The sequence below is a fragment of the Chryseobacterium sp. GW821-FHT04C04 genome (assembly GCF_059420365.1).
This window is the reverse complement of the sequence record NZ_JBWKTO010000001.1, coordinates 476,194-501,763: the sequence shown is the minus strand read 5'-3', so window position 1 is coordinate 501,763 and position 25,570 is coordinate 476,194. Positions and strand designations below refer to the sequence as shown.

Here is a 25,570-nt window from a genome sequence, read left to right as displayed (position 1 = left end):
TTGGTAAAAAACAATCATGAAACAGATTTCCGTCATTTTTTTTTCACTTGTATTTTCGAGTGCTTTTTCACAAAAATCAACTAAGATTTTTACGTCAGATATCGATAATTTTTGGGTGGCTTATGACAGCATTCAAAAGACAGATAATCATTCCAAAAAAATGGATCTGATTAAAAGGCTTTATACTGATAAAGGAACAGAAGGATTGAAAACATTCATGAAAGTAAGAGACTATAATGATACTGTTTTTGTAAATATCATTGACAAATACCCTACATTCTGGAACTCAATCAGACCCAATACTCTGGCGATAAAAACCAAAACCCATGAGCTGGAAACCAGTGTTGTCCGACTGAAACAGCTCTATCCTGAATTGAAAGAAGCCGAAATGTATTTTACAATTGGCGGACTCAATTCCGGGGGAACAGTAAGTGGAAACAAAGTATTGGTAGGTGCTGAAATTGCCACAGGGCTTCCGTCTACAAATGTTTCGGAATTTCAGGATGATTGGCTGAAAGGTGTTTTTGCAGAACAGTCTTTAGATAATATTGTCTCTTTAAATGTTCATGAATATATCCATACTCAACAGACGGGAAGCCGCCGAAGAGTTTTAAGCCAGTCCATAAAGGAAGGAGCTTGTGATTTTATTGCCGAATTGGTGATGAATACCACTCTGGAAAGGAAATACCTGTCTTATGGAAAGGCTCATTCAGCAGAAGTTAAAGACCTTTTTAAAAAAGAAATGTTTACCGGTAATTTTAGAAATTGGCTCTATAATGGAAGGCAAAAAGGAGAGAGTGCAGATCTGGGATATTATGTGGGGTATGAGATCTGTAAATTGTATTATCAGAATGCAAAAGATAAAAAACAAGCAGTCAAAGATATTATTGAACTGAATTACGATGATGATAAAGCTGTTGAAGATTTTCTGATCAAATCAAAATTTTTCAAAGACAAGATTGATAAACAAAAACTGATCAAAGAATATGAAAAGAACTTACCATACGTTGTAAAAATAGACCCTTCCAATGGTTCTGTACATGTAAGTGCTGACACAAAAGAAATAAGAGTTACTTTTTCAAAAGAAATGATTGCTGGAAGCTACTCTTTCAATCTTTCCGATAAGGGAAGAGACTATTACCCAATTTCCAAAATTGTGGGAATGGAAAATAATAACAAAACATTGGTAATGCTTGTCAACCTAAAACCTAATAAAGAGTATGAATTTGTACTGACCAACAAAAGTTTTATTTCTAAAGATGGCTATCCCCTGAAAGAGGAGAAATTTCTTATAAAGTTTAAAACGGACAATAAATAATTTAACCATCAATGAATCAACTTTTGTACCTGGCCTCAATAGTTTGTTTCTTACTTATATGGCAACCTTCAGGCACAACCGGAAGTTCGGTGGTGCCAACATGATATTTTTGTGTTTAATAATACAATAGATTGTAGGTTTTATCATTCTCATACGCTGAAAAATATTTATCTTTAGACTCTGTAAAATTAAATACATAAAGCATCAGAAGATCGCTGTAAAAACCCTTGAAAAGACTATTTAACCATTTTAAATTCAGATTTCATCAAAGCTTCAGACTATTAAATCTTAATCCAAGAGCAAGTGTTCCTGTTCTGATTATTCTGGGAGTTCTGATCATCATGAAATTACCTGAAAGCTATTATTATCCCTTTTTATTTTTTATACTGACACTGCTTTTTCATTACGAAAGAAAAGACATTCCTTTTCTGAAAAAAGTCTTTGTTAAAAGCTGGCGGTTGATTATTGTATTGGAAGCGGCCATTATTTACGGGATTCTGCTATGCGGAAACATCCATTATCAATTGGAGAAAACGGCATTATTATCTCTGCCCATGTTGCTTTTGTTGGCTTTTGTGGCTCCAGGATCGAAGCCATGGTTTGCCTTACAATGGAATTTTATTCCGGACGATTTGTTTGAATGGAAAAGTTTTCTGAGAAAAAATACATGGTTGGCAGCCCTGGGGCTTATCCTGATCTGGGGTTCATCTTACCATCCGATAGTTTTGATCCTGGCAGGAACTTTTGTATTGGATTATATTTCACATATTTACGAGCCCAATGAAAATAAAGAGATTCTCGAAATGTATTTCAAAAAATATACTTTAAAAGAGAAGCTCAGGAGAAATTCTCTGTTTTTCAACACTTTGCTTTTGCCCACGTACTGCTCATTTCTGATTTTCAATACGGCACACAGTTTATATGTTCTCTATTATTTTGTCTTTATGAATTTGTATGTAATGCTGATTCTGACCCGGAAATATAAACAGTATCATTATAAAGAAAAGAATAATTACTATAATATTGGAGTATTTATTGAGTATACTTTATGCTGTATGACCATTATTCCGGCCTTATTCCTATTGAAAAACAATATAAAAGAAGCTTCTCAAAATATCAAGACCTATGTTGGAGATTAAAAATATAAATGTTCATTTTAAAAATCAGAAAGTTTTGAACTATCTGAATATATCAATAGAAGAAGGATGCATATTGGGACTGCTTGGAAAAAACGGCGCAGGAAAAACCACGCTGTTTGAATCATTGTACCGAAGTGTGCCGTTTTCAGGAAATATTACCTGGAAGAATGAACGGCTGAAACGGGAAATGATTTCCTACCTGGAAACTGAAAACTATTTTTACCCTTACATCACCGGAGAAGAATATCTGGCTTATTTTACCTCAAAAAAAGAAGCTGAAATCAAAGACATTATTGAGAAATTCAACCTTCCTCTGAAAAAATATGTACAATATTATTCCAGCGGGATGAAGAAAAAGCTGGCCCTCACCGGAATGCTGATGCTTGATAAACCGATTAACATCCTGGATGAACCATTTAATGGAGTAGATTTTGAAGGCGTCCATATTCTTTATGATATTATCAGACAGCTGAAGTCAGAAAATAAAGTAGTGATTGTGAGCTCCCATATCATTGAGACCCTCTTTCATACCTGTGATAAAATTGCCCTTCTGCAAGAGGGAAAAATTGAAAAAATCTACGGAAAGGAAGAATTTAGCCAGTTGAATACATTTACATTCTAAAACAGATTGTAAAATTTAGCACTATTTAACAATCGAGATCAAACCTGTTGATTGATTTTTTTATTAAATTACCTTTTCAAACTAATAACTTATTTATTATGAAAAATTTAAAAAAAATCGCGAGAAAGAGTTTAAAATCTATCACAGGAGGTCGCCCGCCAGCGGAGAGTGAATGTATGGCGTGTAACTGTCCTACATCAACATGTTATTACAAAAATGGAAACGGCGGCGGTGGCGGTTGTGGTGAGATCAGATGTGCATAAAACTTTTATAAACAAACCTTCCGGTTAACGGAAGGTTTTATTTTTTCTGTATTAAAGCATAAGTTTTGCATATCTCTTTCTTACGATCAGTATAATAAGTGCTGACATCATACTTATAATACTGCACCCTATTATGTTCTCAACGCCATAACGGGAAATCCAAAACCCTCCGAACAAAGTCCCTGCCGTTACTGCAAAATTTCCGCAGGAAGTAAAAATACTATTGATGAATTCAGAAGAACATGCAGTAGAGGAGGTTATATTGATATTGCTGATCAGAAAACCTCCGGAATGAACCAGTCCCCAGCATCCGATAATCCATACCATAGGTGAAATGAAAGTCCCGTAATGTCCGATCAACAGATGAATCCCGGATAATAAAATCAAAAATAAGAGAGTGGTTTGAAACGGATACCGACTCATATATTTTCCTGCTATTTTATTTCCTGCAATCCCTACAATGCCAAATAAAAACAGCATCAGACTGATTTGTTTTCCATTCATCTTAGTCACATACTGCAGAAAGTCAGCCATATAGCCATACGTAGAATACATGCCTGCAATGATGAAAAATGCAAGAAAAAGACTGATCCACAAAAGCTTACTGTGAAAGATCTCAGTAGGAAATCTCTTTGATACGTTTTTTGTCGTTTGAATAGAAGGTAAATAAAACCAAACCCCTATCAAAGCGACTCCATTAATAAAAGCGGTCAAGACAAAAGAAGACTGCCAGGAAAACAGATCAGACATAAAAGTTGCCAAGGGAACTCCCAGTACGGTTGCCAGAGTAAGCCCGGAGAAAATAATACTCACCGCTTTTGACTTCTCGTTGGGATCCGAACTTGCTCCGGCAGCAGATAAAGCAATAGACCAATATACCGGATGGAAAAATGCAGGAATCATTCTGACAGCAAGTAACACATAAAAATTGGTCATACAGGCAGACAGAATATTGGTCACAACAAAAATAAATAAAGAAAAAACCAGCAGACTTTTCTTTTTGAAAGAGGATAATGCAAGCAGCATAAATGGGCCAAAAACAGCAACGATCAAGGCAAAAGCACTCAGCAGCCATCCTGCTTTTTCAATAGAGACGCGGAATGCAGATGCTATTTCGGGGAGGACACCAATGACTCCAAATTCAGTGGTCGTAATTCCGAAAACACCTAAAGCCAGTACATAAAGATTTCTGTTCATTTTCATTATTTTTTTTGCAAATTTGCAGAATAGACTATCGGAAAGCTATATACTTACCTTTTAGTTCTATACTTACCTTTTTGAAAGTGTACCTGTAAAAACGATTATTATGCCCGAGTTTTTCCATGATAAAAGACTGTATTATACCCCCATTGAATTTGCATTAAACCATATCGGAGGAACCTGGAAAATGCCTATTTTGTGGAGGTTACAGGAGAAGCCGCTTCGTTTCAGTGAGCTTAAAAAGGATATTCTTTATATCACGGACAAAATGCTGACCAGCCAGCTGCGTGAGCTGGAAGCTAAAGACATGATTCATCGTGAAGTATATCCCGTAGTTCCTCCAAAGGTAGAATACAGCCTTACAGAGAAAGGAAAAAAAGCCATTCCGGTCATTGAAACCATTATGAAATATGGCTACGATCTGATTAAAGATGAAGGAATTGTCTTTCCGCCTAAAGAATGAAAAGCACCTGTTTTTTCCATTAAATAATAGCTTTTTTCATACCTTCACATAAAATCTATTTCAATACAATGAAGCTGAAATTAGGGATCTTAGACCAGTCACCTGCAACAATGGGGGGGACTGCCGCATCTGCATTGACCAACAGTATTAATCTTGCCTTGTTGGCCGAAGAGACAGGGTTTCACAGCATCATGTATTCCGAGCATCATGGTGTAGAAGCCTATGGAAGTTCCAGTCCGGAACTTTTAGCAGCTATTATCCTGAGCAAAACACACCGGATCAAAATAGGAACAGCCGGAATTATGATGAGAAACTATTCGGCTTATAAAATTGCAGAATGGGCCAAGTTGCTATCAACTGTATATCCCGAACGTTTTATTCTCGGATTAGGAAAAGCTCCCGGTGGATTAAAAGATGCTGTCATGGCTTTGAATAATCATAAACCCGTCGTACTGTCCAATATGGAAACGAAACTGGAAGAAATCATTCAGTTCATCAGGGATGAAAAAGGAGTATATGAAGGTCTTATTGCACAGCCTACACATGTACAGCATATCCCGGAAATCATGTGGCTGGGATCAGGAATGACTTCTGCAAAAGAAGCAGCAAAACATGGGATAGGATATTCTTTTGCCGCCTTTATGAACAGTGAAAACGGAATGGAAAATACGGAGGCTTATCTCAGAGAATTCGACGGAAATCAGTACTTTCCCAAGCCTTCTTTGCAGGTTGCAGTGGCTGTATCGGTAGCAGACAGCATTGAAGAAGCTAGAAGGAATGCTTATGGGATGGCCTATCAGTTTTTACAATCCCGCCAGTTAGCCAGTCCGAATGCCGTTCTTTCTTCTGAAGCTATAGAACAAAAGATATTGGGAACTGAAGATGAAGAAGAGTTTTTTACAATTTTAGACAGAATTATAATAGAAACCCCGGAGTCTGTTGATCAGAGATTACAGGAGGTTTCAGAGAAATACAATACGGATGATCTCCTGATATTGTGCAATATGCACCGGGAGAAAGATCGTATCTACACCTATAAAAGTATCATTAAAAATAATAAATAATCCTGCAGAATATCTTAAGTTGCTGTTGTACTCAGGGTTATTTTAAGAAATAAATTAGCCTTATGAAGCAGGAAAATTCAATGTTATATATCATTACAGGCGGTCCCGGAGCGGGAAAAACGACCTTACTGGATGAATTCAATAGAAACGGGCTGACCGCTGTTCCCGAAGAAGGCAGGAAAATCATAAAAGAACAGATCCATTCCGGTGGAGAAGGACTTCCATGGCTGGATAAGGAGCTTTTTGCTCATCTGATGTTTGAAGAGGCCGTAAAAAATTACCAAAAAATAACTCAGATCACCCATCTGAAACCTGTTTTCTTTGATCGTGGGATATTGGATACACTGGGATACATGAGGCTTGAAAATATTCCCATTCCGGAATCAATGGAATCAAAAGCAAGAGAAATCGTTTATAATAGCACTGTATTCATTCTTCCCCCATGGAAAGAGATTTATGAAAATGATCCCGAAAGAAAACAAACCTTTGAAAAAGCAATACTTACCTTTGAATATATGAAAGAAATTTATCAGGAATATGATTACAGTCTCATAGAAGTCCCGAAAACTACAGCTGAAAACAGAGCACGCTTCATCCTTGATACTATTTCATATAATAATTAGATTAATTGCCTCATCATCTATCAATTATCATTCATCATTTATAACATGAAGAAACATCTTCCTTTTGAAAAAGAGCTGATTGAACTCGCTGACAAAGACCTGTCCGTTAGAGAAAAGCTGTTAAAAGCAGGAGAATTATCCGGCGGGTATCATCCTGAAATGGAAAATATTCATAAAGCCAATGCGCAACGGCTTAGGGAAATTATAACCGAAATCGGTTATCCCACCCTCTCAAAAGTAGGCAAAGAGGCAAGTGATGCAGCCTGGCTGATCATCCAGCATGCTATTGGTGAGCCGGAATTTATGAAAGAATGCTATACCATGATAGAGGATGAGAGCAGTGATATTAATCCAGCCCATAAGGCGTATCTATACGACCGGATTCAGTTTTTTCAAAGTAAGCCGCAAAGATACGGGACACAATTGACGGCTGAAGGAATGATCTATCCTGTAGAAAATAAAGAAGACTTAAATAAAGAACGCAAAAAGGTAAATCTGCCGGAATTATCTCAAGAAGAAATCAATAAAATTCCGGAAGTTCAGAACATTCCGGAAATAGAGAGTAAAGATGCTGATTATACAGCTTGGAGAAAAAAAACTGGATGGATTTAGAATCTTTTCCAGTCTTCCTAATTAATTTTTAAAACTTCACGCACTTCAATATTTCCCCCGATTTTAAAGATAGGATTTCCTTTAGCCATCTCTACTGCTTCATCAATAGATTCTGCCCGTACAATAATATACCCGCTGATGAACTCCTTGATCTCGGTATAAGGACCATCTGTTACGATATTATCCGGTTTTACTGTTTTTGCAGTTCCCGGTGCAGGTAAAAGGGTATTCCCCTTATCTACCAGTTTGTTTTGAGCAGCGATACTTCCCAGCCAGTTCATACGCTCCTGGATCTGTTCCGGGGAAGGTTTAAAATCAGAAATATCTTTCAGTCTGAAGATCAATGCAAATTCTTTCATGTTTAAATTCTTTTTATAATGACGATTAAGACTGCACGATAGGGACAGTACTTTTTTATTTTATTTTAAATCTGTCCTTCAGCTGATAGAGTACAATCCCATTCTTTAATTCTTTTAGTTGTTTAATAAAGATCTGGGATCAAACAAAACTTTCAATGAATGAATCTTTCCCTCTTTTATATGATACCATCCGGAAGCTTCTACCGTTTTTTCTCCCATATCAATAGAATACCAAAGACATGTGTCTTCTCCGGCTGTAAAAGTTTTAAGAATTTCATACTTAAACTTCATCTGCTTCATATCTGTGATATAAACAGAAGCACCTTCTCTTTTTCCCAATACTCCAATAAATTTAAAATCAGGGTCCAGACAGCTTTCTGCCATGTCAAAATTTTCCTCATTTAAATATTGGATAAACTGTTCTGCTGTATTGTTCATAAGTCTTATTTTTATTATTAAATACAAATTTAGCTGGTCACATATTATTTCATCTGTGATTGTAATCACAAAATGATTCGTAATTTTTACTATTTTAAGTTTGGAATTCTGCCTTTAGCATAAGCGATCTGCTCTTTTTCCTTTTCCTGATCCGGATTGTTTTTAAGGTACATCTGATAATAGGTCATGGCATTCTTGGGCTGTTTTAGATTGAGATCATACAAAAGCCCCAGGCGGTAATAAATAATATTGCTGGTACCAAAGGTCAACCCTCTTTTATAAGCAGTTACAGCATCATTATACTGATTTTTTGCTTCATAAATACCCGCCAGTGCTGCATAATAAAGAGTCGTATGATCCGAAATAGCTTCCTCAATGGTCTTTTGGGCATAGATTGCGGCATTGTTATAATCTTCCAGTTCCCGGTAGCTTAATGCCATATAATATAAGGTGCCTTCATTTTGCACCCCCATTTCCTCAAGTATTTTATAAAGACTGATGCACTTTTGATAATCCTTTAGATAAAAGTAAGCTTGTCCCATATCGTTCATCACATTTACATCTGCATGATTTTTCAATAGCTTTTCCCCTGTTTCAATTACCTCTGTATATTTACCAAGCCTATTAGCGATGGATAACTGAGCTTGCTGCAAAGTAAAATTTTCTGTGTCGGAAGCAATGGCTGTTTTCAATACATCATAAGCTGACTGATATTGTTTGAGTCCATTGTAAACCATGGAAAGATCATAGGACACATCAGGGTCTATAGAATTTATAACATTGGCTTTTTTAAGGTAACTTAGCTTTGTATTTGGAGTTTCTGCATAGGCTGCAAGCTGTTTATAAGCGTTAAAGTTAAGACTGTCCAGCTGAATGATCTGCTGAAGATAGGTCTTAGCATTGGAAACATTGCCCCGTCTGGAATTGATCCCGGCCAAACTGAATAGAGTAGCCATATTGTTAGGTTGAATTGTATTGATTTTCAGGTAATTTTTTTCAGCTTCAGGAAGTTTTCCTGCCATCATATTACAATAGGCTATTTGTGAAAGAACTTTCATATCCTGAGTGTCTTCCGGATATATGCTTTGCAGATATCGGGCAGCATCGGCATAACGTTGTGTTTCATAATATTCAAGAAGCTTTTCACTATCAATTTTTGAAGATTGAGCTGTGATTTTGTTAAAGCCTAATACAAATAGACACAAACAAATTCCTGTTTTCATCATGGTTATTTTTTAACTAAAATATTGGATATTTAATAAGATTCCAAATTTTATCCTTACTTATTGGGAATTTTTTAATTTTATGAATAGTTTATAATTGAAATAAAAAACTTTTCTCATTAGATTTCTTATATTCATTCTATAGAAAAAGGATCAGACAAAGTTTAATAGATATGGAAATAAAAACTGTAGAATCATTCCTGGATTATTATAAAAAGATAAGAGAAAGAACCCATCGTATTATTGAAGTGGTTCCTCCAGAGTATATTGATTTTTCCTATAAACCCGGGAAATTTACGATTGGCGACCAGATCAGACATATTGCTGCTATTGAGCGGTATATGTATGGAGAAACCATTTCCGGAAGGAAAAGTGCCTATCCGGGATGTGGAAAAGATCTGGCAGATGGCTATGAAAATAGTGTTATATTTTTCAATGAGATGCACAGACAGACATTGGAAATTATCAACGGACTATCTGATGAAGATCTTACCCGTAAATGCTTAACTCCGGCTAATAACGAAATTTCAATATGGAAGTGGCTTCGTGCCATGATAGAACATGAAATTCATCACAGAGCAGAATTGTATATCTATCTCAACCTTTTGGATGTAAAAACACCCCAGATCTATGGCTTTTCTGCGGAAGAAGTTCAGGAAATGAGTGTGAAATTATAGGACAAAAGGAATCACTGAAGGCTATTCAATCGGGTGGGGTTAATTTGTATATTAGCCTATTCAAAAAATAGTAATGACCAGACCTTTCATCATTCCTCTAGTGCTGTTACTAAACAGTGCTTATGCACAGACGCATTCAGAACTGAAACCGGGAGATACTTTAAAATATGCTCCTCAGTCTCATAAACCTTCATGGATTTCGGTACAATCCGTAGATGCGAATTTGGGGGTTGCATTGTTCATGGATGGCAAGAAATTGAAAGAACAGGATGATTCCAGAGGAATAAAAAGTGTTGAACGTTTATACTTTACCCCAGAAAAAGGAAGAAAATATGAGCTTAAAATCTGGGCTAAATCTTATGCTGAGAAAAGTAAAACGGCTAAAGTTTCCATTACTGAATCTAAAAATGTAGCTATATTACATGGGCAGTTCAGCCCTGATCAGTTTGTGGAAGATCTTAGAACATTCCGCTCTATCAGAGAAAAAGCCAACTCAGGGTTGTATGTTTACAGAACGAGAGAACAGATTGACAGCATTTATCAACAGGCTGAGATTGAAGCCCGAAACAGCAAAAATATTTTCGATTTTTATAAAGTTATTGCCAATGTTACCGGATTTGAAGGAAGTTGCCATAACTATACAGATCTGCCCAACCACGCTTCTTATTACCTCACCCAAAAACCGGAATATTTACCCATTACACTGAAGAATATGGATGGCCGTCTGCTTCAGGATTCAAAAGACGTGGCATTGCCTTTAGGTGCCGAAATCCTTTCTATTAATGGAGTTCCTGCGAAAGAAATGATTAGCCGTTTTTCAAAATATTATTTTTCTGACGGATATTCAATGCCTTACAAAGAAGTGGCGGGTTTTGAGAGAGGGATGCTGGACAAGTTTTACATAGAATTCGGTACTCACAAAAATTATGTCATCAGCTATCAATGGAATGGAAATGTAAAAGAAGTTTTATTACCGGGAATCTCATTAGAAAACTTTAAAAAGCTTCAGGATTCAAGACATTCATTAGTTTTTGACAAAAAGCTACTCTCCGAAAAATACAGTTTTACGAAAGAAGGTGAGGGAATATATCGGTTATCTTTGAGGGGATTTGATTTTGCAACCGGAAAAGAAGATCCTGCTTATAAAAAATTCAGTGTTTTCCTTGACCAGATGATGGATACCCTGGAACGTGAGAAAATAAATAACCTTATTATTGATCTTAGAGGAAATACCGGAGGTACAGGAGCTTTGTATGAAAAAGTATTCTCTTATCTTACAGAAAGACCTTTCCGTGACAGCCACTATGCTTATACTAAGTTCAATGAGGTGCCTATGGAAGAGAAACTGATCATCACTTCTCTTTTTCTTTCCAATGGAGTGCAGGATAAACATGGGCTGAATGCCTATCTGAAACAGCTTTATCCTAAAGAGGTTCAAGGAAAATATTACTGGGCAGATGATAAAAATCCTTTAATTATGCCTAATGGCAGGACATTTAAAGGGCAGCTTTATCTGCTGGTAGATCAGCGTGTGGCTTCTGCGGCTTCACATCTTGCCTCATTGATTAAATCCTACACCAATGCAGTAGTAATTGGAAAAGAAACAGTAGGTGGGTATTACGAACATAACGGGCATCTTCCATTAGTATATGAACTTCCCAATACCGGCATCCAGACGGGATTTTCTATTGTTCATGTGATTCAGGATGCACAGAATCTTCCGGATCAGAAAAGAGGACAGGGGATTATACCTCATATAAAAATTCAGCAGACCGATCAGGAGTTTCTGGATCAGACAGATGTTTATCTCAAAAAAGTCTCAGAGCTTAGAAAGCAGTAAAAATCAATCATTGAAGTATTATATATAAACCCCTCTGAAAATTCATTATTTCAGAGGGGTTTATTGTTGCTGAAATGTAGAGTAACTTTATGTTATTTCCATTTTAAGTGATAAATATGATGTTTTTATTTATTAAAAATTGTTAAATATTAATCTGATATAGAGCTATTTAATTGTTTTTTTTAATCATTTGCTTTAGAGTTATTAATAAAAAGTCGTAGAACTACTACAAATTTTCAGATTAGCTTCTGAAAATTTTTTGGATAGCAATTACCACTCTATCTTTGTAATACCACCAATCCAATTACAAAAGAAATTAATAATGATTAAAATTTGCACCTCATGACAGCAGTATCAAGAAGAATTATACAATTCAGCAGGGACATAAAGTAGACTTACTGTTCTGCTTTTCCTTTTTACGATTACTATATACCCCTGTTTGACCTCAATATACGGATTTCATAGAATGGAATTCGGATAACGAAAGTGTATCTGATTTTTTTCAGATAGATTTTGCCTTAAAAAAAATTTGACACCCAATCAATCAAAATATTACAATTATGTTTCAGGATGATCATTCACCCAAAATGCCTGTTTCCAAAGATAAAATTCCAGCTGTAAATAATCTGAAAGAAACTCTGACAGATCAGGCGGCCGGCAAGGCTGCTCAGGAAGTACAGAAAAAATCAAATGGAGCCATAAAGAAAGCTACAGAAAAAATGGTTCAGGCTCAAGCCTATACAGGAATGGTTCAAAACGGTTCACAAATGTTTATGAACCAGGTCAAACAGCCTAACCCTCCCACGCTGGTAGAAGATAAAGTATGGTCCAAACAACCGACTTCAGGGATCTATAATGCGAATACAATTCCTGGCAATCAGATGGCAGGAATCAACCGTGTCGTAAAACTTGAAATTGTGATTGACGGAAAAGTGATCAAACATTTCAAGCATTTTCAACTCAAGCAGAGTGCTGTAAAGCATCATGAATTTGATCTGATGCTGGCTCACGATATTCTGGGGAACTCAGAAAACCATAATCTGGAAGAAGCTCAGAACTTTTTAGGAAAAAGAATTACCGTAATTTTCAGATATAAAGATGTAGAAGACGGGCCCGAAAGAAACTTTGTAGGAGTGATTACCGAAGTAGGTTTCAGCCAGGAAAAAGGCAGTCTTGGAAATATTGTCCTTACGGGGTCAAGTCCTACGGTCCTGTTGGATGCAGCTCCACACATTCAAAGTTTTGGAGGAGCACAGGAAATTAGTCTGAACAGCATTGCAGATCAGGTCATCAAAGAAGGTCTGGGGCAGAATAACTTTGATTTTAGAGTAGATGCAGCACACGGAAATATTTCGTACACCTCCCAATATGAAGAAACCCATTACAATTATCTGGCAAGAATTGCAGAAGCCTATGGGGAACAGTTTTATTATGATGGTGAAGTTCTTCATTTCGGAAAACTCCCTCCTCAGGAAAAACCTGTAAAACTGACTTATGGAAGCAGTGTAAGCGATATCAAAATAAAGATGAAAGCGCAGCACGTAAACCCATCATTTTATGGATATAACAGCAGTAAAAATGAAAAATTAACCGCTGGAAATTCAAAGATTAATCATACTTCGGATATTGCAAAACGAGCCTACGAAATTTCAGAAAAAACCTTTACAACCCCTTCGTTAAGAGTGGCTCCTATAAAAGCTGTGTCTTTTATGGATGTGGAAAATTCCCAGAAAGGAACGGCAGGAAGCAAAGCTTCTGAAGTATTTGTTATTTCAGGAATTACCACAGTACCATTCCTTTATCCTGGCTGTATTGCTGATATTGAAATGCGGAAAGCCGAAAGCAGTGAAACCACCTATTTCACTAAACTTATGATTACGGATATGTATCATGAGGTAGATGCCAGAGGATATTACACCGGAACATTTGAGGCGATAGCTTCTGATACAGGATTTATTCCCCGCCCGGAGTTTCACACCCCGAAAGCAGATGCTCAGTTTGCAAAAGTAATCTCCAATACCGATCCTTTAAATCAGGGAAGAGTGAAAGTTCAATTTGATTGGCAAAATGGCTCTACCACAAGCGAATATATCCGGGTAATGACTCCCGATGGTGGTGGAAGCGAAAAAGTGAGCAAAAATAGAGGGTTCATGGCAATTCCGGAAGTGGGAGATCAGGTAGTGGTCAACTTTGCCCACCAGAATCCTGACCGTCCGTTTGTGATGGGAGGAATGTTCCATGGTGGAGTTGGCGGCGGTGGCGGAACCGGAAATAACATCAAAAGTCTAAGCAGCAAAAGTGGACATACCATGAGCTTAGACGATGCCGGAGGGATTACCGTGAGAGATAAAGATCAAAACTCTGTTTTTCTTGATGGAGCCGGAAATATAACCATAGACAGTAAAATTTCCATTACTCTGAATTGTGGAAGCAGTTCTCTTTATATGGATAAAGATGGAAATATTCAGATCAAAGGCAAAGAAATATTTGTGCAGGGAATCAATATCGGAGTGGGAGGAACATCGAGCATTGGAGTGGGGGTGGGACCTGAAGATGGTGATCCTACTTCAGGAATCGGAATCAAATCAGAGACATTGGATATCGGAACCAAAACACTTTCCATGAGAGGAGATACAGAAGCCAATCTCAGCAGCGGGGGCAAAATCAATGTAGGTGGCGGAAGTGAGACAAATATTGTAAGTGGAACTGTAAAACTGAATTAAAAGAAAATGAATCCTGTAGACCTGGAGTTGGTGAAATTAAAAAGACAATGGCAGAAAGTAGTTTCAAAGAACGAGGAAAGACCTATGCTGATTTGTATAGGAGAAAAACATGAAACCGATCTTTTTGACGGATTTATTAAATCGAGACTTTCTGAAGATGAAGAAAGTGATGATGTTTTTTTGCTCCATTATCAGGAATTTAACGGGATGAAATCCTTTGGACAAGCATTGCTGGATGAATGGACTGAGTTCTATGAAATGTTGAAGAAAAGTGAAGAAAATATTCCACAATGGGAACTCAAAGATCCGGAGGAGGATTTTAAAACAGATGCTTATAAAGCATTTTATCCTTTGCTGGAACTCAAGAAAAACTTCCCCAATATTCAGCATTCCAAAATCTATCTTTACATCGCTCCGCTGAGGATCAGTGATACTGAAGAATTGTCTTTGTGGGTAAAAGAGTGGTGTAGGATCTGTGAAACATCAGAAAATAAAGATATTAAAATGGTTTGGGCAGAGCATCACACGTACAGAACATTATCACCAATTTCTTCTGCGCACAGTTTTAGAGTAGAAGTAGATATTCATCAGTTAATGCAGAATACCGCAGCTCATACCAACCGGAAGAAAAACAGCCCGGATACAGATTTTCAGCAGCAGATTCTTATAGCGAGTAATCATTTAAGCAAAGAAAGATTCAAAGAAGCAGAATATGCGTTGAAAACAGCGGTGAAGCTGGCTAAAGAACAGAAAAATAAACAGGGGGAGATTTCTGCCTATTTTATGCTTACTCAGGCTTATACTGCAGATAAGAAAAAAGACAGAGCAGAAGATACTTACCGGATAATATTTGAAGAAGTAGAGCCCGACTCGCCTTTGGAAGTTCAGATGTATATGAATTATGGAAGTCATCTGTTAGGAAATTCCAAAAAATCCAAGGCTGAAAAAATATTTGAAAAAGCTGCAGAAACAGCACAAAAGATAGGAGAATATGCGATGGCTATTGAATGTTACAGAATCATCGGAACATTGAATGATACTGTGCTGACAAAAGATAAAATGATCAGGTATTTTGAAAAATGCCTCGATATAGCAAAATTAATGGATCCTTCGGTACGAGACCAGAGCAGCCTGCGGTTTGTAGCCTCAATGCTGATTCTCAAATACGAAGGCGATGGTGAAAAAAAAACAATACTGGACAATGAAATGAAGACTTATTTTGGTGATGACTGGAGGGTGAGTGTAGAAAAACCAAAAGCAGGGTAATCTCAAATTAAAACAATCATGGCAGATCTGAATAAAAAAACAGTAAAACCGATCAAAGTTGAAAAACCTAATATGAATCCTGACCGATCTCTGAAGGTGAATGCGGACGTTACTTCGGGAAGCTGGGACAAAACCACACAGGGCTGGAAGAATGGAATGAAAAATAATGTCGACTCCCTGAATCCGGTTTCTATGGTGAAATCTATAGCTGGAGGAGACAGCGCACAGCCTGCAAAAAGTAGTGGCGGAGGAGGTGGAGATAGTGCTGTAACAGCAGAAAAAGCCGCTCCGGAAAGTAAAATAAAGCTGATAAAAGTCAATACTCCGGCAATGCCTTCTACTGCGATTCAGCATACGAGTAAACATTTTGATATTGTGCTGGCCATTGATATCCACTGGACATTGATTCCGCCGCCACCATCATTTATGCTGATTCCTCTGCCTTTGCCACATCCTTTTATCGGGATTGTGTTTGATATTATGGATTACATAACCATCACCATTCCGATTCCTCAGTTTGCAAGGAATCTGATGCCGTCACTTCCGGAAAGCATTCCGATGGGAGGTTCCATATACGTTCACGGAAGACACAAGGCAACCACTACTACAAGTGTAATGGGGGTAGTAATTCCGTTCAGGCATATCACCTCATTGATTCCCGTGTACCTCATTCCTTTTCCGCAGGAAGCTCCCCATGAAGGAGAAGTCTATTACGGCTCACAGACCGTTCTGGCCCAAGGAAGCAAAATGAGCGGAAACCAGCCTCAGCAGGTACTTACCTGTATGGGATTCCCTTTCGGAATGACCATGCTGCCAGCGATGCCGGATAAACCAAAGAAAAATCCATTGGCTTACTTTGCCTTCTATAATAATTTTTCAAGCATGTATATCCAGATCAATACGGGTGGACCTGTATTGGTGGGAGGAGCTTTTGTTCCGCATGTCTATACACCAGGAGAAATGCTGATGCGTCTTGCAGGGATGTTTTTAATGAGAAGTCTGACTAAGAAAATAGGGAAACTGGGAGCGAATGGATTGAAAAAATTGAATAACAGTGTCCTTAAAAAAGCTCCATTCAATAAATTCAAATTTGCCAATGCCCTTTCTAAGAAATTATGCCACTGGGGATTGGAACCTGTTAATTTTGCTACAGGTGCCATGGTTTTTGAATGGGATGATTTTGAAATTCAGGGAAGCACTCCTTTAAAATGGAGAAATATGTGGCACAGTGACAGACCTTATGATTTTGGGCCTTTAGGAAACGGGGTCTTTAATAATCATGATCTGTTTATCCTTCCTGAAGAAAATAATAAGTTTGCCGGATGGATGCATCCTTATGAGAATACTGCCATGCTAATCCCTGCACCGGAAATTGGCGAAGAAATGACCTATTTCAGAGATCAGAAGATATGGCAGTACAGACCAAGCAGCAGCATTTGGGTTATTCGCAAAGGAACCGATATCTACACATATAAACGTTTTCATCATATTACAGAAGGAACCATCTACAAAGTAGTTCGTATTGAATATGGTGATGGCACAATCCGTGAATACGAATATGAAGACCGCAATATTGTCCTGAAAAGTATCAAAGATGTAAATAGTGGGTTCAGTATAGAAACGGTTATTCATCCGGAGTATAAAAAAGTAACGGAAGTATATTACTGTTATAAAAAACAGAGAAATCTGCAGGTTCGTTATGATTATGATGATCTTGGAAATCTTACCCATGTCTGGGATATTCACAAAAAGGCGATTGCCTTTGAATATGACGGGAAAAACCAGGTGGTGAAAAGAACCAACAGAAACGGAATGAGCTATCAGTGGGAATATGATGCAGAAGGAAGAGTAGTTCATACCAAAGGAGTGGATGGGTACATGGAAGGCAGGCTTTTTTATAATGATGACGAAGGTTTTACAGAAGTACTATATCCAAAACAGAACAATAAAACAGAACGCTATTATTACGATGAAAACTTTCTTGTTTACAAAAAAGTAAATGGAGAGGGTGGGGAAACATGGTATGACTTTACAGCGCACAACGAGTTGAAAATGATAGGAAGCCCGGAAGGGCGGGTTCAGGGATATACCTATGATGAAATGGGAAATATTAAGATTTTCCATAGTTTTGATGGGGAAGAGTATCATTATCAGTACAATGAATTTGGACAGGTTATTGCGCGCTTTTCACCATCCGGAAGTTCTGAAACATGGAGTTATGATGAAAATGGAAGATTGATTAGTCATACAAACGCAACAGAAGAAAGTGTCTATTATGAGTATGTCGAAGAGGAAAGACTTCCCGAAAGAAGCATAAGAGAAAATATTACAACATCTTACGAATATAACAAAAGAGGCCAGCTTATTCAGCTGACCAATGCAATGGGAACTGAGCAATATTGGAAATATGATGAGTATGGAAGATTATTGGTTTTCAGTCCGAAACCTCTAAACAGAGTCCTTTGGAACAGAGATAAAATGGGAAGGGTTGTAGAAGTGAATGAACAGGGGCAGCTGCCTTTAAAGCTTCGTTACGATGCCTATGATCTTCCGGTTTATGCTACAGATGGCCGGGCAGAATGGCTGATGAGCTATACTCCTATGGGAAGCCTCAAAAGACAGGTTCGCCGGAATGCGCTTACCAGTAAAAAAGAAGAAACCTTAGCTTTTGGATACGATGCTTACGAGAACTTAATGAGCATCACCAATGAAAAAGGAGAGATCTACTCTTTTGAAAGAAATAATAACAATGAAATCATAGGAGAAACAAGCTTTGAAGGGCAGAAAAAATTCTTTGTTCGTGATAAAGACGGATTGGTTACCCAAAGAAGAACCCCTCACGGGAAGAATATTTTTTATGAATATGATTTAGCAGGAAGAATAACGCAAACCCATTATCCGGACGGAACCTGGGAAGCCTACCAATATGACACTTCAGGATTATTAGTTAATGCAGATAATGAAAATAGCAGTGTTGCCTTCCAAAGAAATAAATTAGGACTGGTTACCAGTGAAAAACAAGGCGAACATTCCATTGAATATGAATATGACAATCAAGGGAATTTGGTGGGTTTAAAGAGCAGTTTGGGAGCCGAAATTGACTATAGCTACAATGATTTTGGACAGCTTAGAACAGTTACTGCTACCAACCGGATTATTGAAGTTCCGTGGCAGATGAGTCTTCAGGTCAGTCGGAACGGGCAGATGTATTCCCGTGAAATGACTGGCGGTGTAGAAAGTACTTTTGAATTCGATCATCTCGGAATACCAGTAAGCCAGAAAGTAATGGTGAATAAAAACAATACCAGTTTCCATAAAGATTACGATTGGGGAGCGGGAAACCGTTTGCTGCATACCCTGGATAGAGTGACTGGCGGAAGGACAAGGTTTGATTATGATGCTTTCGGAAGCTTGATGGCGGCTGAGTATTCCAGCGGAGAAGTACAGTACAAAAATCCGGATGCCACAGGATGTTTATATGAAAGTGCCAAACGTACGGACCGTATTTATAACAAAGGAGGGCAGCTGATGCGGGATAAAAACTGGTTTTATCATTATGATGATGAAGGTTATTTGCTGTTAAAAAGTAAACGACCGATCAATAATGTGAAGCCGGAGCGTACAGAAGATTCCAATAATACGCATCCTTACTATAAAACCATTGCTTCAGACTGGTTAAGTAATCCGAAAATGCCGGATGGAGCTGATTTACCTAATGTAAATGAGGAGGTTTCAACAGGAGCCCAAAACCAGGAATGGTTTTCAGGAGATTGGGCTTATTCCTGGACTGCCAGCGGAATGCTTGCTAAAGTAAAACGCCCTGATGGTAAGGAAATAAGCTTTGAATATGATGCGTTGGGAAGAAGAACTTCAAAAATTGGACTCAAGAAAATAACTCGTTATATTTGGGATGGTAATGTCCTTCTGCATGAATGGAATTACGCTACAGAGGAAGATCCTATTACGGTTGTAGATGATGAAGGAAATGTTATTGCAGGCAAAGAACCTATGGAGAATGTGGTGACCTGGGTATATGAAAGAGGAAATCATGTGCCGAGTGCCAAAATAGAAGATGGTAGAAAAGCATCCATTATTTTAGATTATATAGGGAGGCCTGTACAGGCTTATGATGAAGATGGGGGTCTAATATGGAGCGCAGAATATGATATCTTTGGAAAGTTTAGAGTCTTTAAAGGAAATCAGCATTTTATTCCATTCAGACAGCTTGGACAATATGAAGATTCAGAGCTCGCCGGCCTTTATTATAATAGGTTTAGATACTATGATTCTGAGAGTGGGAGATATATCAGCAAAGACCCTATAGGTTTTGCGAGTGGTGAGCCTAACTTCTATGGGTATGTAGATGATAGTAACAGAAAGGTGGATATTTTAGGATTAATGCCATTTGATCCCAAGCCTATTACCTCTGGTAGCGTTTTTAGAGGCGTAAAATCTGGGCAGGCTCCTTTTTTTCCTAGCTCAGGAGATATTGCACACTTTAAAAATACTGGAACAATGCCGGGACTTTCTACAAAACCTAAGTTAAATAGTCAGGCAACTAAGTTTTTTGAAAAAATTGGTGTTAAAGATATTTTAGAAATTGACACAGAGAAATTGAGTAACTTGGAAGTAATTCAGGATGGAAAGGAACACGCAAGTGTTAAACCAACTGATGATTATCTGGCAAGAAATAATATGAGCATGGCAGAAGCTTTAGACGATTGGAATGCGAAAGGAGAATCACATCCACTTAGTATAGAACTTTCCAAAGCGGCAAACTATAAATAAAATCCAATGAATTTAAAATCATTCATCAGTAATGAAATTTTACGAACAGAAAACGAGATCAATACTTTTTTACTTAAAAACGATGTAGAATCATTAATAAAAAAAGAAGTAGTTTATGGAAAAAGAAACAACTTTATCCTTCATTCGCTTGAAGGAGGTAAAAAAGAAATATTTACATTTTCTATATCATATACATTTAAAGAGGACATAGAAGACGAGAGTGGTCAAAGACCTAATGATATCACTTTAAGCATCATATTACAAATCAATGATAATAAGAATTATAAAGTTAATCAGGAGATCACTTTTGGGACTGAGCTAGATGATATTGAATTCGAAGTAATAGATATAGATGATATAGCCAATGTAAACTTTGAACAAAAATTCAATTTTGATGAACTTAGAAAAGTTTTTGAAGTAAGTATTATGAACTTTATTAAATTATTATGATAATATCTTTGGGTGGTCGTGTTCTTTACATGCATGGAGTTGTGATGTTCTGTAAAGGTTATAGAGGATGAAGGAAATGTCAACCGATTTCAGAGGAATTGGGTTTAAAAAAGTCGGTCAATCTTTATATGAAGTTATAGAAAACTTAACAGGGAGTAACTTCAAAGAATTTTTACGATTTTCAAGTCAACCTCTGGCAAGAATTTTTAAATGTTTAAAAAAAATTTAATGCCAGAATAACATTTCCTCCAATAATAATTAATATGCTCAGTATAAGAAAAATACAGAGCCGTTTTAATGGTCATCTCAAAATTTTAAAAAATTCAATGATAACATAAAATTCATATCGCTTATTCCTTTATAAAATATTTAATCCAAATCCAATTCATATATGAAGAAAATATTCTCTGAACTTAAAGGTTTTGTGGTATTCAGTCCACAGCTTTTAGCAAAATACCTGGAAGAAAATCATCTTCAGGGTAATAATATTTTAAAATATTTTGTAGAAAACGAACATGGGGATGAAATAACGAAATCAGGAATCGCTATTCCAATAATAGGTGTTGAAGAAGACTATTATGCATTCCGGGTTTCAGTGAATGACGAAAAGATTTTGAATGATGATGAGGTAGAAGTGGAGTCGCGAGGCTGGATATTTCAGACCGCTAATAATGAAGTGAAAATTGTCGGCATTGGATATTTAAAAGATATTGCTTCTATTAATGAGGGTAATAGCATAACTCTTTCCTTAGAAAACGGATGGTATTCTTTAAAAATACGGGGTGGAAATAAAAATGGTGAAAGAGTATTTGAGCTGAACATGCAGAAACAGGACATGCATCCGGCCTTTAGCGGGGATGTCAACACAGAATATTACTACGGATAAAATATGTGTTGAAAAATAATATTAAAGACAAAACATTCCCTGTTTATTATTAACAGGTTGATGTTGAGTAATTAATGTTCTTGTTTTTGAAATCCGGGAAAATGGAGTTTTCTGTAAAATTGCAGAAATTCAATTTTTTTTGAAAAAATATTTTGTCAGTAATAAAAAACTTTCTATATTTGCACCACTGAAAACAACGGTATAACCGGAGTTTAGGGAGAGATGGCAGAGTGGTCGATTGCGATAGTCTTGAAAACTATTGACTGTAACAGGTCCGGGGGTTCGAATCCCTCTCTCTCCGCAAGAAAAAACCTTAGAATAATTTATTCTAAGGTTTTTTTATTTACATGAATTGCTGAAATTTTGCTTTTCAAACAGGTCTTAATTTATTTTTTGAGTTTGAATAGATCAAAAGAATTATACTGGGGATCGTAACCTGTTAGAAGTTTGGTCTTCTGAATATCAAGTCGCTTATATGTATTAGAAACACCATATAAATTACCGGGTTTTATAGGCATCTCGGTGTTAAGCTGAATGTCTTTTGGATAACCTTCTATTGTTTGTGCACTACTTGCATAAATAATTTTTTTACAACCCGCTGCAATGGCTGCATCAATGATATTCTTTGTTCCAATGATATTAGCGTCCAGTAAATCATCAAATGTAGCATCCGGATTGGCAATACCACCCAGATGAATAACAATGTCCACATTTTCACAAGCCTTTAGGAGGTATTCCTTATCCGTAAGATTTCCCTGAAAATATTCAATGGATGCATCTTGCATCTTAGGGGGATGCAGATCAAAAACTCTAAATTCATATTGATCTGAAAAAGATTTGATAAAGTGGCTTCCAATTTTTCCAGAGCCACCAGTAATTAATACTTTGTTACGCATAAGTATTTTTATGAAATTATATAAGAAGTGTAAGCTGTTGGAATAGTTGAAATTCCACTGTCATTGCTTGGATCAGGCAAAGGTTACCAGTGGAAGAACTATAAAAGCACTAGCTATGCTCACATGCAGATGCTACATGTTTCAATTGTTTTGCCTCTTCATTTTCTGTAATATTTTTCGGAAAGGTCACAAAGCTCAGAATAAATGTTACTGTCAAAAGCAAAACACTCACCCATAAAACATACTGGACTCCGTAATAGGCACTTACTATCCCACCGAGAAATGCACCTAAGGAGATTCCAATGTTAAAAGATGAAGTCAATAAACTGTTAACAAATTCCAGTGAATGATGCGGAACAGATTGTGTGGTTCTGATATTTGAAACCAGAAATCCTCCGGTATGGATCATTCCCCATAGAGAGACGATGAGGACCATGGGTATAAAGATTTCTCCAAGGTAATAAGCTAGAATCTGTACTGTCACTAAGAGGATTAAAAACAATCTTGCAGTCACAAGTACATTGCGATTCAAAGCTAATCCCATAAGCCAATTTCCCAGAGTTCCCATGCCACCGAAAAGAAGCAGCATCATACTAATCTGGGCACCATCCATCTTTGTAATCTGTTCAAGAAAAGCAGTAAGATAGGTATAGCTGGCAAACATTGCTGCCAGCGTGGCAATGCTAGAAATAAGATTGAGCCACAAAAGAGGGCTTTTCAATACGGCTAGCTGATTCTGTGCTGATTTTGTGTGATCTGCAGGAATAGAGGGGATGAAAAGCAACAGGCCGATAAAGGCAATTAAACTTATTGCACTGCTAAGAAAAAATGATGCCTGCCAATGATGGAAGAGGTCTACGGCATAGGTTGTTAAAGGAATACCGAGCACCGTAGCTAAGCTTAATCCCAACATTACTGTAGATACTCCCTTTGCTCCTTTTTCCTTGAATGCAATAGCAATAGAAATATTCCAGAACAGAGGATGCAATATCGCCGGTAAAATTCGGGCGATCATGAGCATCGTAAAATTGGTGGAAAATGCAGAGATTAAGTTAGAAAGGACAAATATGCTCATGACCAGGCACAGCAAGAACTTACGGTTTATTTTGGTCGTAAATGAAGTGATAAAAGGGGAGGAAACAGCTACAGTGATCGCAAAGGCACTAAGCAGCCATCCTGCAGTATCGATGGATACACCGAATTGCCGGCTAATAGTAGGGAGGATACCGACTATCCCAAATTCGGTGGTAATAATGCCAAAAGCTCCCAGTGCCAGGATGTAGATTGATGTTTTCATGAATGCTTACAATTTTGATGTAGCAAATTTGAACAGAAAAATTGTAAAAAATCAGTATATTTTAATGATAAATGGGTATTTTTATCCTATGAAAAGAGAGAATATAGATCAATTGGTAAAGGTAGAATACCATCAGGCCGCAAACTGTCCCTTAAAAGACAGCCAATTCTCCTTTTTCCAGATTGTATATGTCATTTCAGGAAAAGGTTTCCTTAAAATCAATAATAATATTGCTTCTTACAATGAAGGAAGCCTGATTCTCCTGACACCTAATGACGAACATTATCTGGAAATTGTTGAAAAAACAGATCTTTTGCTCGTGAAGTTCAGTGAACGGTATGTAAAGGAATACAAGTGGAATAGTATTAATTCGATGGAGTGTTTATTGTATGGTGCTTCCTTTTTGTCTGGATGTATTTTACAAAATAAGCCGGACATCGTTTTGGTTGATTCAATCGTAACTTCGCTGCTCCATGGTCTGAATCATCCTGACCTCTACCATGAGGAACTGACTCTACACTACGTAAATGCATTGATCGTGATAGCAGCCAGAAATATTTCAAAGATGAGAGCGGAGAATGTGGCTTCCAATACTGATAAAAGAGTACTGGATATCATTAATTATATCCAGGGAAATATCCATGATCCGGAATTGTTGAAGGTCTCTGCGATATCTCAGAAATTTGGGTTTTCTGAAAGCTACCTTGGGAGTTACTTTAAAAAGCAATGTGGAGAAACCATACAGCATTTTATATTGAATTATAAAATGAGATTAATCGAGCATCGACTTCTTTTCAGCGATATGCGGGTCAATGAAATTGTTACCGAATTTGGTTTTTCAGATGAAAGCCATCTGAATAAGTTTTTTAAAAAGCAGCATAATATGAGCTTGACGGAATTTAAAAAGACAAAGGGTCTTAAATCAATGGTTTAAAATCATAGTTTATCCCTAAATATTTGTCCACTTATTGTTCTTGTTATGAAGGTAAATAAATACATTGTTACTTTTGTCTTTTCTAACACCAATTGATCCTGCAGCAAAATCATTACGGTACTTTAGCCATTTTATTGGGATCGCCTTTCCGCGGATTGGGTATAAAAATCTTCTGCAGTTTTATATTGATTATCTAATTCATTAATTGTTATAAATATAGAAACAAGAATTCCATCTTCAAACCTTAAAGATAAATGGGGGAACTATTAGCCAGTTCTATTTCAGTATTGCTAAACTATACCTAAAACGGTGCTGGTTCCGCTGCAGTGAAGTATTCCGGTAATTCTGTGATCTTGGTTTGCTGGTAATCGTAAAGTCATATTAATGATATACGTGAAAACGACACTGTAACATTCGATTTTGAATTAACGCAGTGAATGTTCGAGTAGTATAAATTCAGTAGAAAGCCTCAAAACTTTCTTGATTTAC

22 protein-coding genes and 1 tRNA gene are annotated in these 25,570 nt (G+C 37.1%); 17 read left to right on the top strand and 6 right to left on the bottom strand.

Annotated elements, in window-relative coordinates; translation table 11 throughout:
- Positions 1-16: 16 nt before the first annotated feature.
- The 4 genes from AC07UM_RS02310 to AC07UM_RS02295 all read left to right on the top strand — a co-directional run bounded on the left by AC07UM_RS02310 (position 17) and on the right by AC07UM_RS02295 (position 3,342).
- A complete protein-coding gene (locus AC07UM_RS02310) occupies positions 17-1,318 on the top strand; it encodes an Ig-like domain-containing protein (protein WP_494682671.1) in 1,302 nt (433 codons plus the stop codon).
- A gap of 227 nt (positions 1,319-1,545) precedes the next feature.
- A complete protein-coding gene (locus AC07UM_RS02305) occupies positions 1,546-2,457 on the top strand; it encodes a hypothetical protein (protein ID WP_494682672.1) in 912 nt (303 codons plus the stop codon).
- The gene (locus AC07UM_RS02300; RefSeq protein ID WP_494682673.1) at positions 2,444-3,079 is read left to right on the top strand and encodes an ABC transporter ATP-binding protein; all 636 of its coding nucleotides are present in this window, start codon (positions 2,444-2,446) and stop codon (positions 3,077-3,079) included. The genes AC07UM_RS02305 and AC07UM_RS02300 overlap by 14 nt, the downstream gene beginning before the upstream one ends.
- 98 nt (positions 3,080-3,177) lie before the next feature.
- On the top strand, positions 3,178-3,342 hold the full coding sequence (locus AC07UM_RS02295; RefSeq protein ID WP_494682674.1) for a bacteriocin-like protein: 165 nt from the start codon (positions 3,178-3,180) through the stop codon (positions 3,340-3,342).
- Between the two features lie 51 nt (positions 3,343-3,393).
- Here AC07UM_RS02295 and AC07UM_RS02290 read toward each other — a convergent pair whose 3' ends face one another.
- On the bottom strand, positions 3,394-4,539 hold the full coding sequence (locus AC07UM_RS02290; RefSeq protein ID WP_494682675.1) for an MFS transporter: 1,146 nt from the start codon (positions 4,537-4,539) through the stop codon (positions 3,394-3,396).
- A 109-nt stretch (positions 4,540-4,648) separates the two neighbouring features.
- Here AC07UM_RS02290 and AC07UM_RS02285 point away from each other — a divergent pair, with 109 nt between their 5' ends.
- The 4 genes from AC07UM_RS02285 to AC07UM_RS02270 all read left to right on the top strand — a co-directional run bounded on the left by AC07UM_RS02285 (position 4,649) and on the right by AC07UM_RS02270 (position 7,304).
- Positions 4,649-5,005 carry a winged helix-turn-helix transcriptional regulator gene (locus tag AC07UM_RS02285; RefSeq protein WP_494682676.1) on the top strand — a complete coding sequence of 119 codons (357 nt, stop codon included), beginning with the start codon at positions 4,649-4,651 and terminating at the stop codon, positions 5,003-5,005.
- 68 nt (positions 5,006-5,073) lie between these two features.
- Positions 5,074-6,069 (top strand): MsnO8 family LLM class oxidoreductase, encoded by a 996-nt coding sequence (locus AC07UM_RS02280; RefSeq protein WP_494682677.1) that lies wholly within the window; start codon positions 5,074-5,076, stop codon positions 6,067-6,069.
- Positions 6,070-6,131: 62 nt separating this feature from the next.
- Positions 6,132-6,692 carry an AAA family ATPase gene (locus tag AC07UM_RS02275; RefSeq protein ID WP_494682678.1) on the top strand — a complete coding sequence of 187 codons (561 nt, stop codon included), beginning with the start codon at positions 6,132-6,134 and terminating at the stop codon, positions 6,690-6,692.
- A 45-nt stretch (positions 6,693-6,737) separates the two neighbouring features.
- Complete coding sequence (locus AC07UM_RS02270) at positions 6,738-7,304, top strand: DUF6624 domain-containing protein (RefSeq protein WP_494682679.1); 567 nt, start codon at positions 6,738-6,740, stop codon at positions 7,302-7,304.
- Between the two features lie 17 nt (positions 7,305-7,321).
- Here the strand turns inward: AC07UM_RS02270 and AC07UM_RS02265 are convergent, their stop codons facing one another.
- From AC07UM_RS02265 to AC07UM_RS02255, 3 genes are all read right to left on the bottom strand, one after another.
- Positions 7,322-7,663 carry a YciI family protein gene (locus AC07UM_RS02265; protein WP_494682680.1) on the bottom strand — a complete coding sequence of 114 codons (342 nt, stop codon included), beginning with the start codon at positions 7,661-7,663 and terminating at the stop codon, positions 7,322-7,324.
- A gap of 114 nt (positions 7,664-7,777) precedes the next feature.
- Entirely contained in the window at positions 7,778-8,101 is a 324-nt protein-coding gene (locus AC07UM_RS02260) for a nuclear transport factor 2 family protein (RefSeq protein ID WP_494682681.1), read from the bottom strand.
- 89 nt (positions 8,102-8,190) lie between these two features.
- Positions 8,191-9,327, bottom strand: a complete 1,137-nt coding sequence (locus AC07UM_RS02255) for a tetratricopeptide repeat protein (RefSeq protein WP_494682682.1) — start codon at positions 9,325-9,327, stop codon at positions 8,191-8,193.
- Positions 9,328-9,497: 170 nt separating this feature from the next.
- Between AC07UM_RS02255 and AC07UM_RS02250 the strand changes: the two genes are divergently transcribed.
- The 8 genes from AC07UM_RS02250 to AC07UM_RS02215 all read left to right on the top strand — a co-directional run bounded on the left by AC07UM_RS02250 (position 9,498) and on the right by AC07UM_RS02215 (position 22,255).
- On the top strand, positions 9,498-10,001 hold the full coding sequence (locus AC07UM_RS02250; RefSeq protein WP_494682683.1) for a DinB family protein: 504 nt from the start codon (positions 9,498-9,500) through the stop codon (positions 9,999-10,001).
- Between the two features lie 73 nt (positions 10,002-10,074).
- Complete coding sequence (locus AC07UM_RS02245; protein ID WP_494682684.1) at positions 10,075-11,841, top strand: S41 family peptidase; 1,767 nt, start codon at positions 10,075-10,077, stop codon at positions 11,839-11,841.
- Positions 11,842-12,401: 560 nt separating this feature from the next.
- Positions 12,402-14,564 (top strand): type VI secretion system Vgr family protein, encoded by a 2,163-nt coding sequence (locus tag AC07UM_RS02240; RefSeq protein ID WP_494682685.1) that lies wholly within the window; start codon positions 12,402-12,404, stop codon positions 14,562-14,564.
- 6 nt (positions 14,565-14,570) lie between these two features.
- Positions 14,571-15,830: a tetratricopeptide repeat protein gene (locus AC07UM_RS02235; protein WP_494682686.1), complete on the top strand. Its 1,260-nt coding sequence runs from the start codon at positions 14,571-14,573 to the stop codon at positions 15,828-15,830.
- Between the two features lie 18 nt (positions 15,831-15,848).
- Entirely contained in the window at positions 15,849-20,618 is a 4,770-nt protein-coding gene (locus AC07UM_RS02230) for an RHS repeat-associated core domain-containing protein (RefSeq protein ID WP_494682687.1), read from the top strand.
- 6 nt (positions 20,619-20,624) lie between these two features.
- Positions 20,625-21,068 (top strand): hypothetical protein, encoded by a 444-nt coding sequence (locus tag AC07UM_RS02225; RefSeq protein WP_494682688.1) that lies wholly within the window; start codon positions 20,625-20,627, stop codon positions 21,066-21,068.
- Between the two features lie 391 nt (positions 21,069-21,459).
- Positions 21,460-21,954: a hypothetical protein gene (locus AC07UM_RS02220; protein ID WP_494682689.1), complete on the top strand. Its 495-nt coding sequence runs from the start codon at positions 21,460-21,462 to the stop codon at positions 21,952-21,954.
- A gap of 216 nt (positions 21,955-22,170) precedes the next feature.
- Positions 22,171-22,255, top strand: a tRNA-Ser gene (locus AC07UM_RS02215).
- A gap of 85 nt (positions 22,256-22,340) precedes the next feature.
- Here AC07UM_RS02215 and AC07UM_RS02210 read toward each other — a convergent pair.
- The gene (locus tag AC07UM_RS02210) at positions 22,341-22,850 is read right to left on the bottom strand and encodes an NAD-dependent epimerase/dehydratase family protein (RefSeq protein ID WP_494682690.1); all 510 of its coding nucleotides are present in this window, start codon (positions 22,848-22,850) and stop codon (positions 22,341-22,343) included.
- Positions 22,851-22,959: 109 nt separating this feature from the next.
- Positions 22,960-24,147 (bottom strand): MFS transporter, encoded by a 1,188-nt coding sequence (locus AC07UM_RS02205; protein ID WP_494682691.1) that lies wholly within the window; start codon positions 24,145-24,147, stop codon positions 22,960-22,962.
- 88 nt (positions 24,148-24,235) lie between these two features.
- Between AC07UM_RS02205 and AC07UM_RS02200 the strand changes: the two genes are divergently transcribed.
- Positions 24,236-25,081 carry a helix-turn-helix domain-containing protein gene (locus tag AC07UM_RS02200; protein WP_494682692.1) on the top strand — a complete coding sequence of 282 codons (846 nt, stop codon included), beginning with the start codon at positions 24,236-24,238 and terminating at the stop codon, positions 25,079-25,081.
- Positions 25,082-25,570: the final 489 nt, after the last annotated feature.

Bases quoted from the DNA above. Each gene is read 5' to 3' on its own strand.
- AC07UM_RS02310 (WP_494682671.1), top strand. From the start codon at position 17: ATGAAACAGATTTCCGTCATTTTTTTTTCACTTGTATTTTCGAGTGCT.
- AC07UM_RS02300 (WP_494682673.1), top strand. From the start codon at position 2,444: ATGTTGGAGATTAAAAATATAAATGTTCATTTTAAAAATCAGAAAGTT.
- AC07UM_RS02295 (WP_494682674.1), top strand. From the start codon at position 3,178: ATGAAAAATTTAAAAAAAATCGCGAGAAAGAGTTTAAAATCTATCACA.
- AC07UM_RS02290 (WP_494682675.1), bottom strand. From the start codon at position 4,539: ATGAACAGAAATCTTTATGTACTGGCTTTAGGTGTTTTCGGAATTACG.
- AC07UM_RS02285 (WP_494682676.1), top strand. From the start codon at position 4,649: ATGCCCGAGTTTTTCCATGATAAAAGACTGTATTATACCCCCATTGAA.
- AC07UM_RS02280 (WP_494682677.1), top strand. From the start codon at position 5,074: ATGAAGCTGAAATTAGGGATCTTAGACCAGTCACCTGCAACAATGGGG.
- AC07UM_RS02275 (WP_494682678.1), top strand. From the start codon at position 6,132: ATGAAGCAGGAAAATTCAATGTTATATATCATTACAGGCGGTCCCGGA.
- AC07UM_RS02270 (WP_494682679.1), top strand. From the start codon at position 6,738: ATGAAGAAACATCTTCCTTTTGAAAAAGAGCTGATTGAACTCGCTGAC.
- AC07UM_RS02265 (WP_494682680.1), bottom strand. From the start codon at position 7,663: ATGAAAGAATTTGCATTGATCTTCAGACTGAAAGATATTTCTGATTTT.
- AC07UM_RS02260 (WP_494682681.1), bottom strand. From the start codon at position 8,101: ATGAACAATACAGCAGAACAGTTTATCCAATATTTAAATGAGGAAAAT.
- AC07UM_RS02255 (WP_494682682.1), bottom strand. From the start codon at position 9,327: ATGATGAAAACAGGAATTTGTTTGTGTCTATTTGTATTAGGCTTTAAC.
- AC07UM_RS02250 (WP_494682683.1), top strand. From the start codon at position 9,498: ATGGAAATAAAAACTGTAGAATCATTCCTGGATTATTATAAAAAGATA.
- AC07UM_RS02245 (WP_494682684.1), top strand. From the start codon at position 10,075: ATGACCAGACCTTTCATCATTCCTCTAGTGCTGTTACTAAACAGTGCT.
- AC07UM_RS02240 (WP_494682685.1), top strand. From the start codon at position 12,402: ATGTTTCAGGATGATCATTCACCCAAAATGCCTGTTTCCAAAGATAAA.
- AC07UM_RS02235 (WP_494682686.1), top strand. From the start codon at position 14,571: ATGAATCCTGTAGACCTGGAGTTGGTGAAATTAAAAAGACAATGGCAG.
- AC07UM_RS02230 (WP_494682687.1), top strand. From the start codon at position 15,849: ATGGCAGATCTGAATAAAAAAACAGTAAAACCGATCAAAGTTGAAAAA.
- AC07UM_RS02225 (WP_494682688.1), top strand. From the start codon at position 20,625: ATGAATTTAAAATCATTCATCAGTAATGAAATTTTACGAACAGAAAAC.
- AC07UM_RS02220 (WP_494682689.1), top strand. From the start codon at position 21,460: ATGAAGAAAATATTCTCTGAACTTAAAGGTTTTGTGGTATTCAGTCCA.
- AC07UM_RS02210 (WP_494682690.1), bottom strand. From the start codon at position 22,850: ATGCGTAACAAAGTATTAATTACTGGTGGCTCTGGAAAAATTGGAAGC.
- AC07UM_RS02205 (WP_494682691.1), bottom strand. From the start codon at position 24,147: ATGAAAACATCAATCTACATCCTGGCACTGGGAGCTTTTGGCATTATT.
- AC07UM_RS02200 (WP_494682692.1), top strand. From the start codon at position 24,236: ATGAAAAGAGAGAATATAGATCAATTGGTAAAGGTAGAATACCATCAG.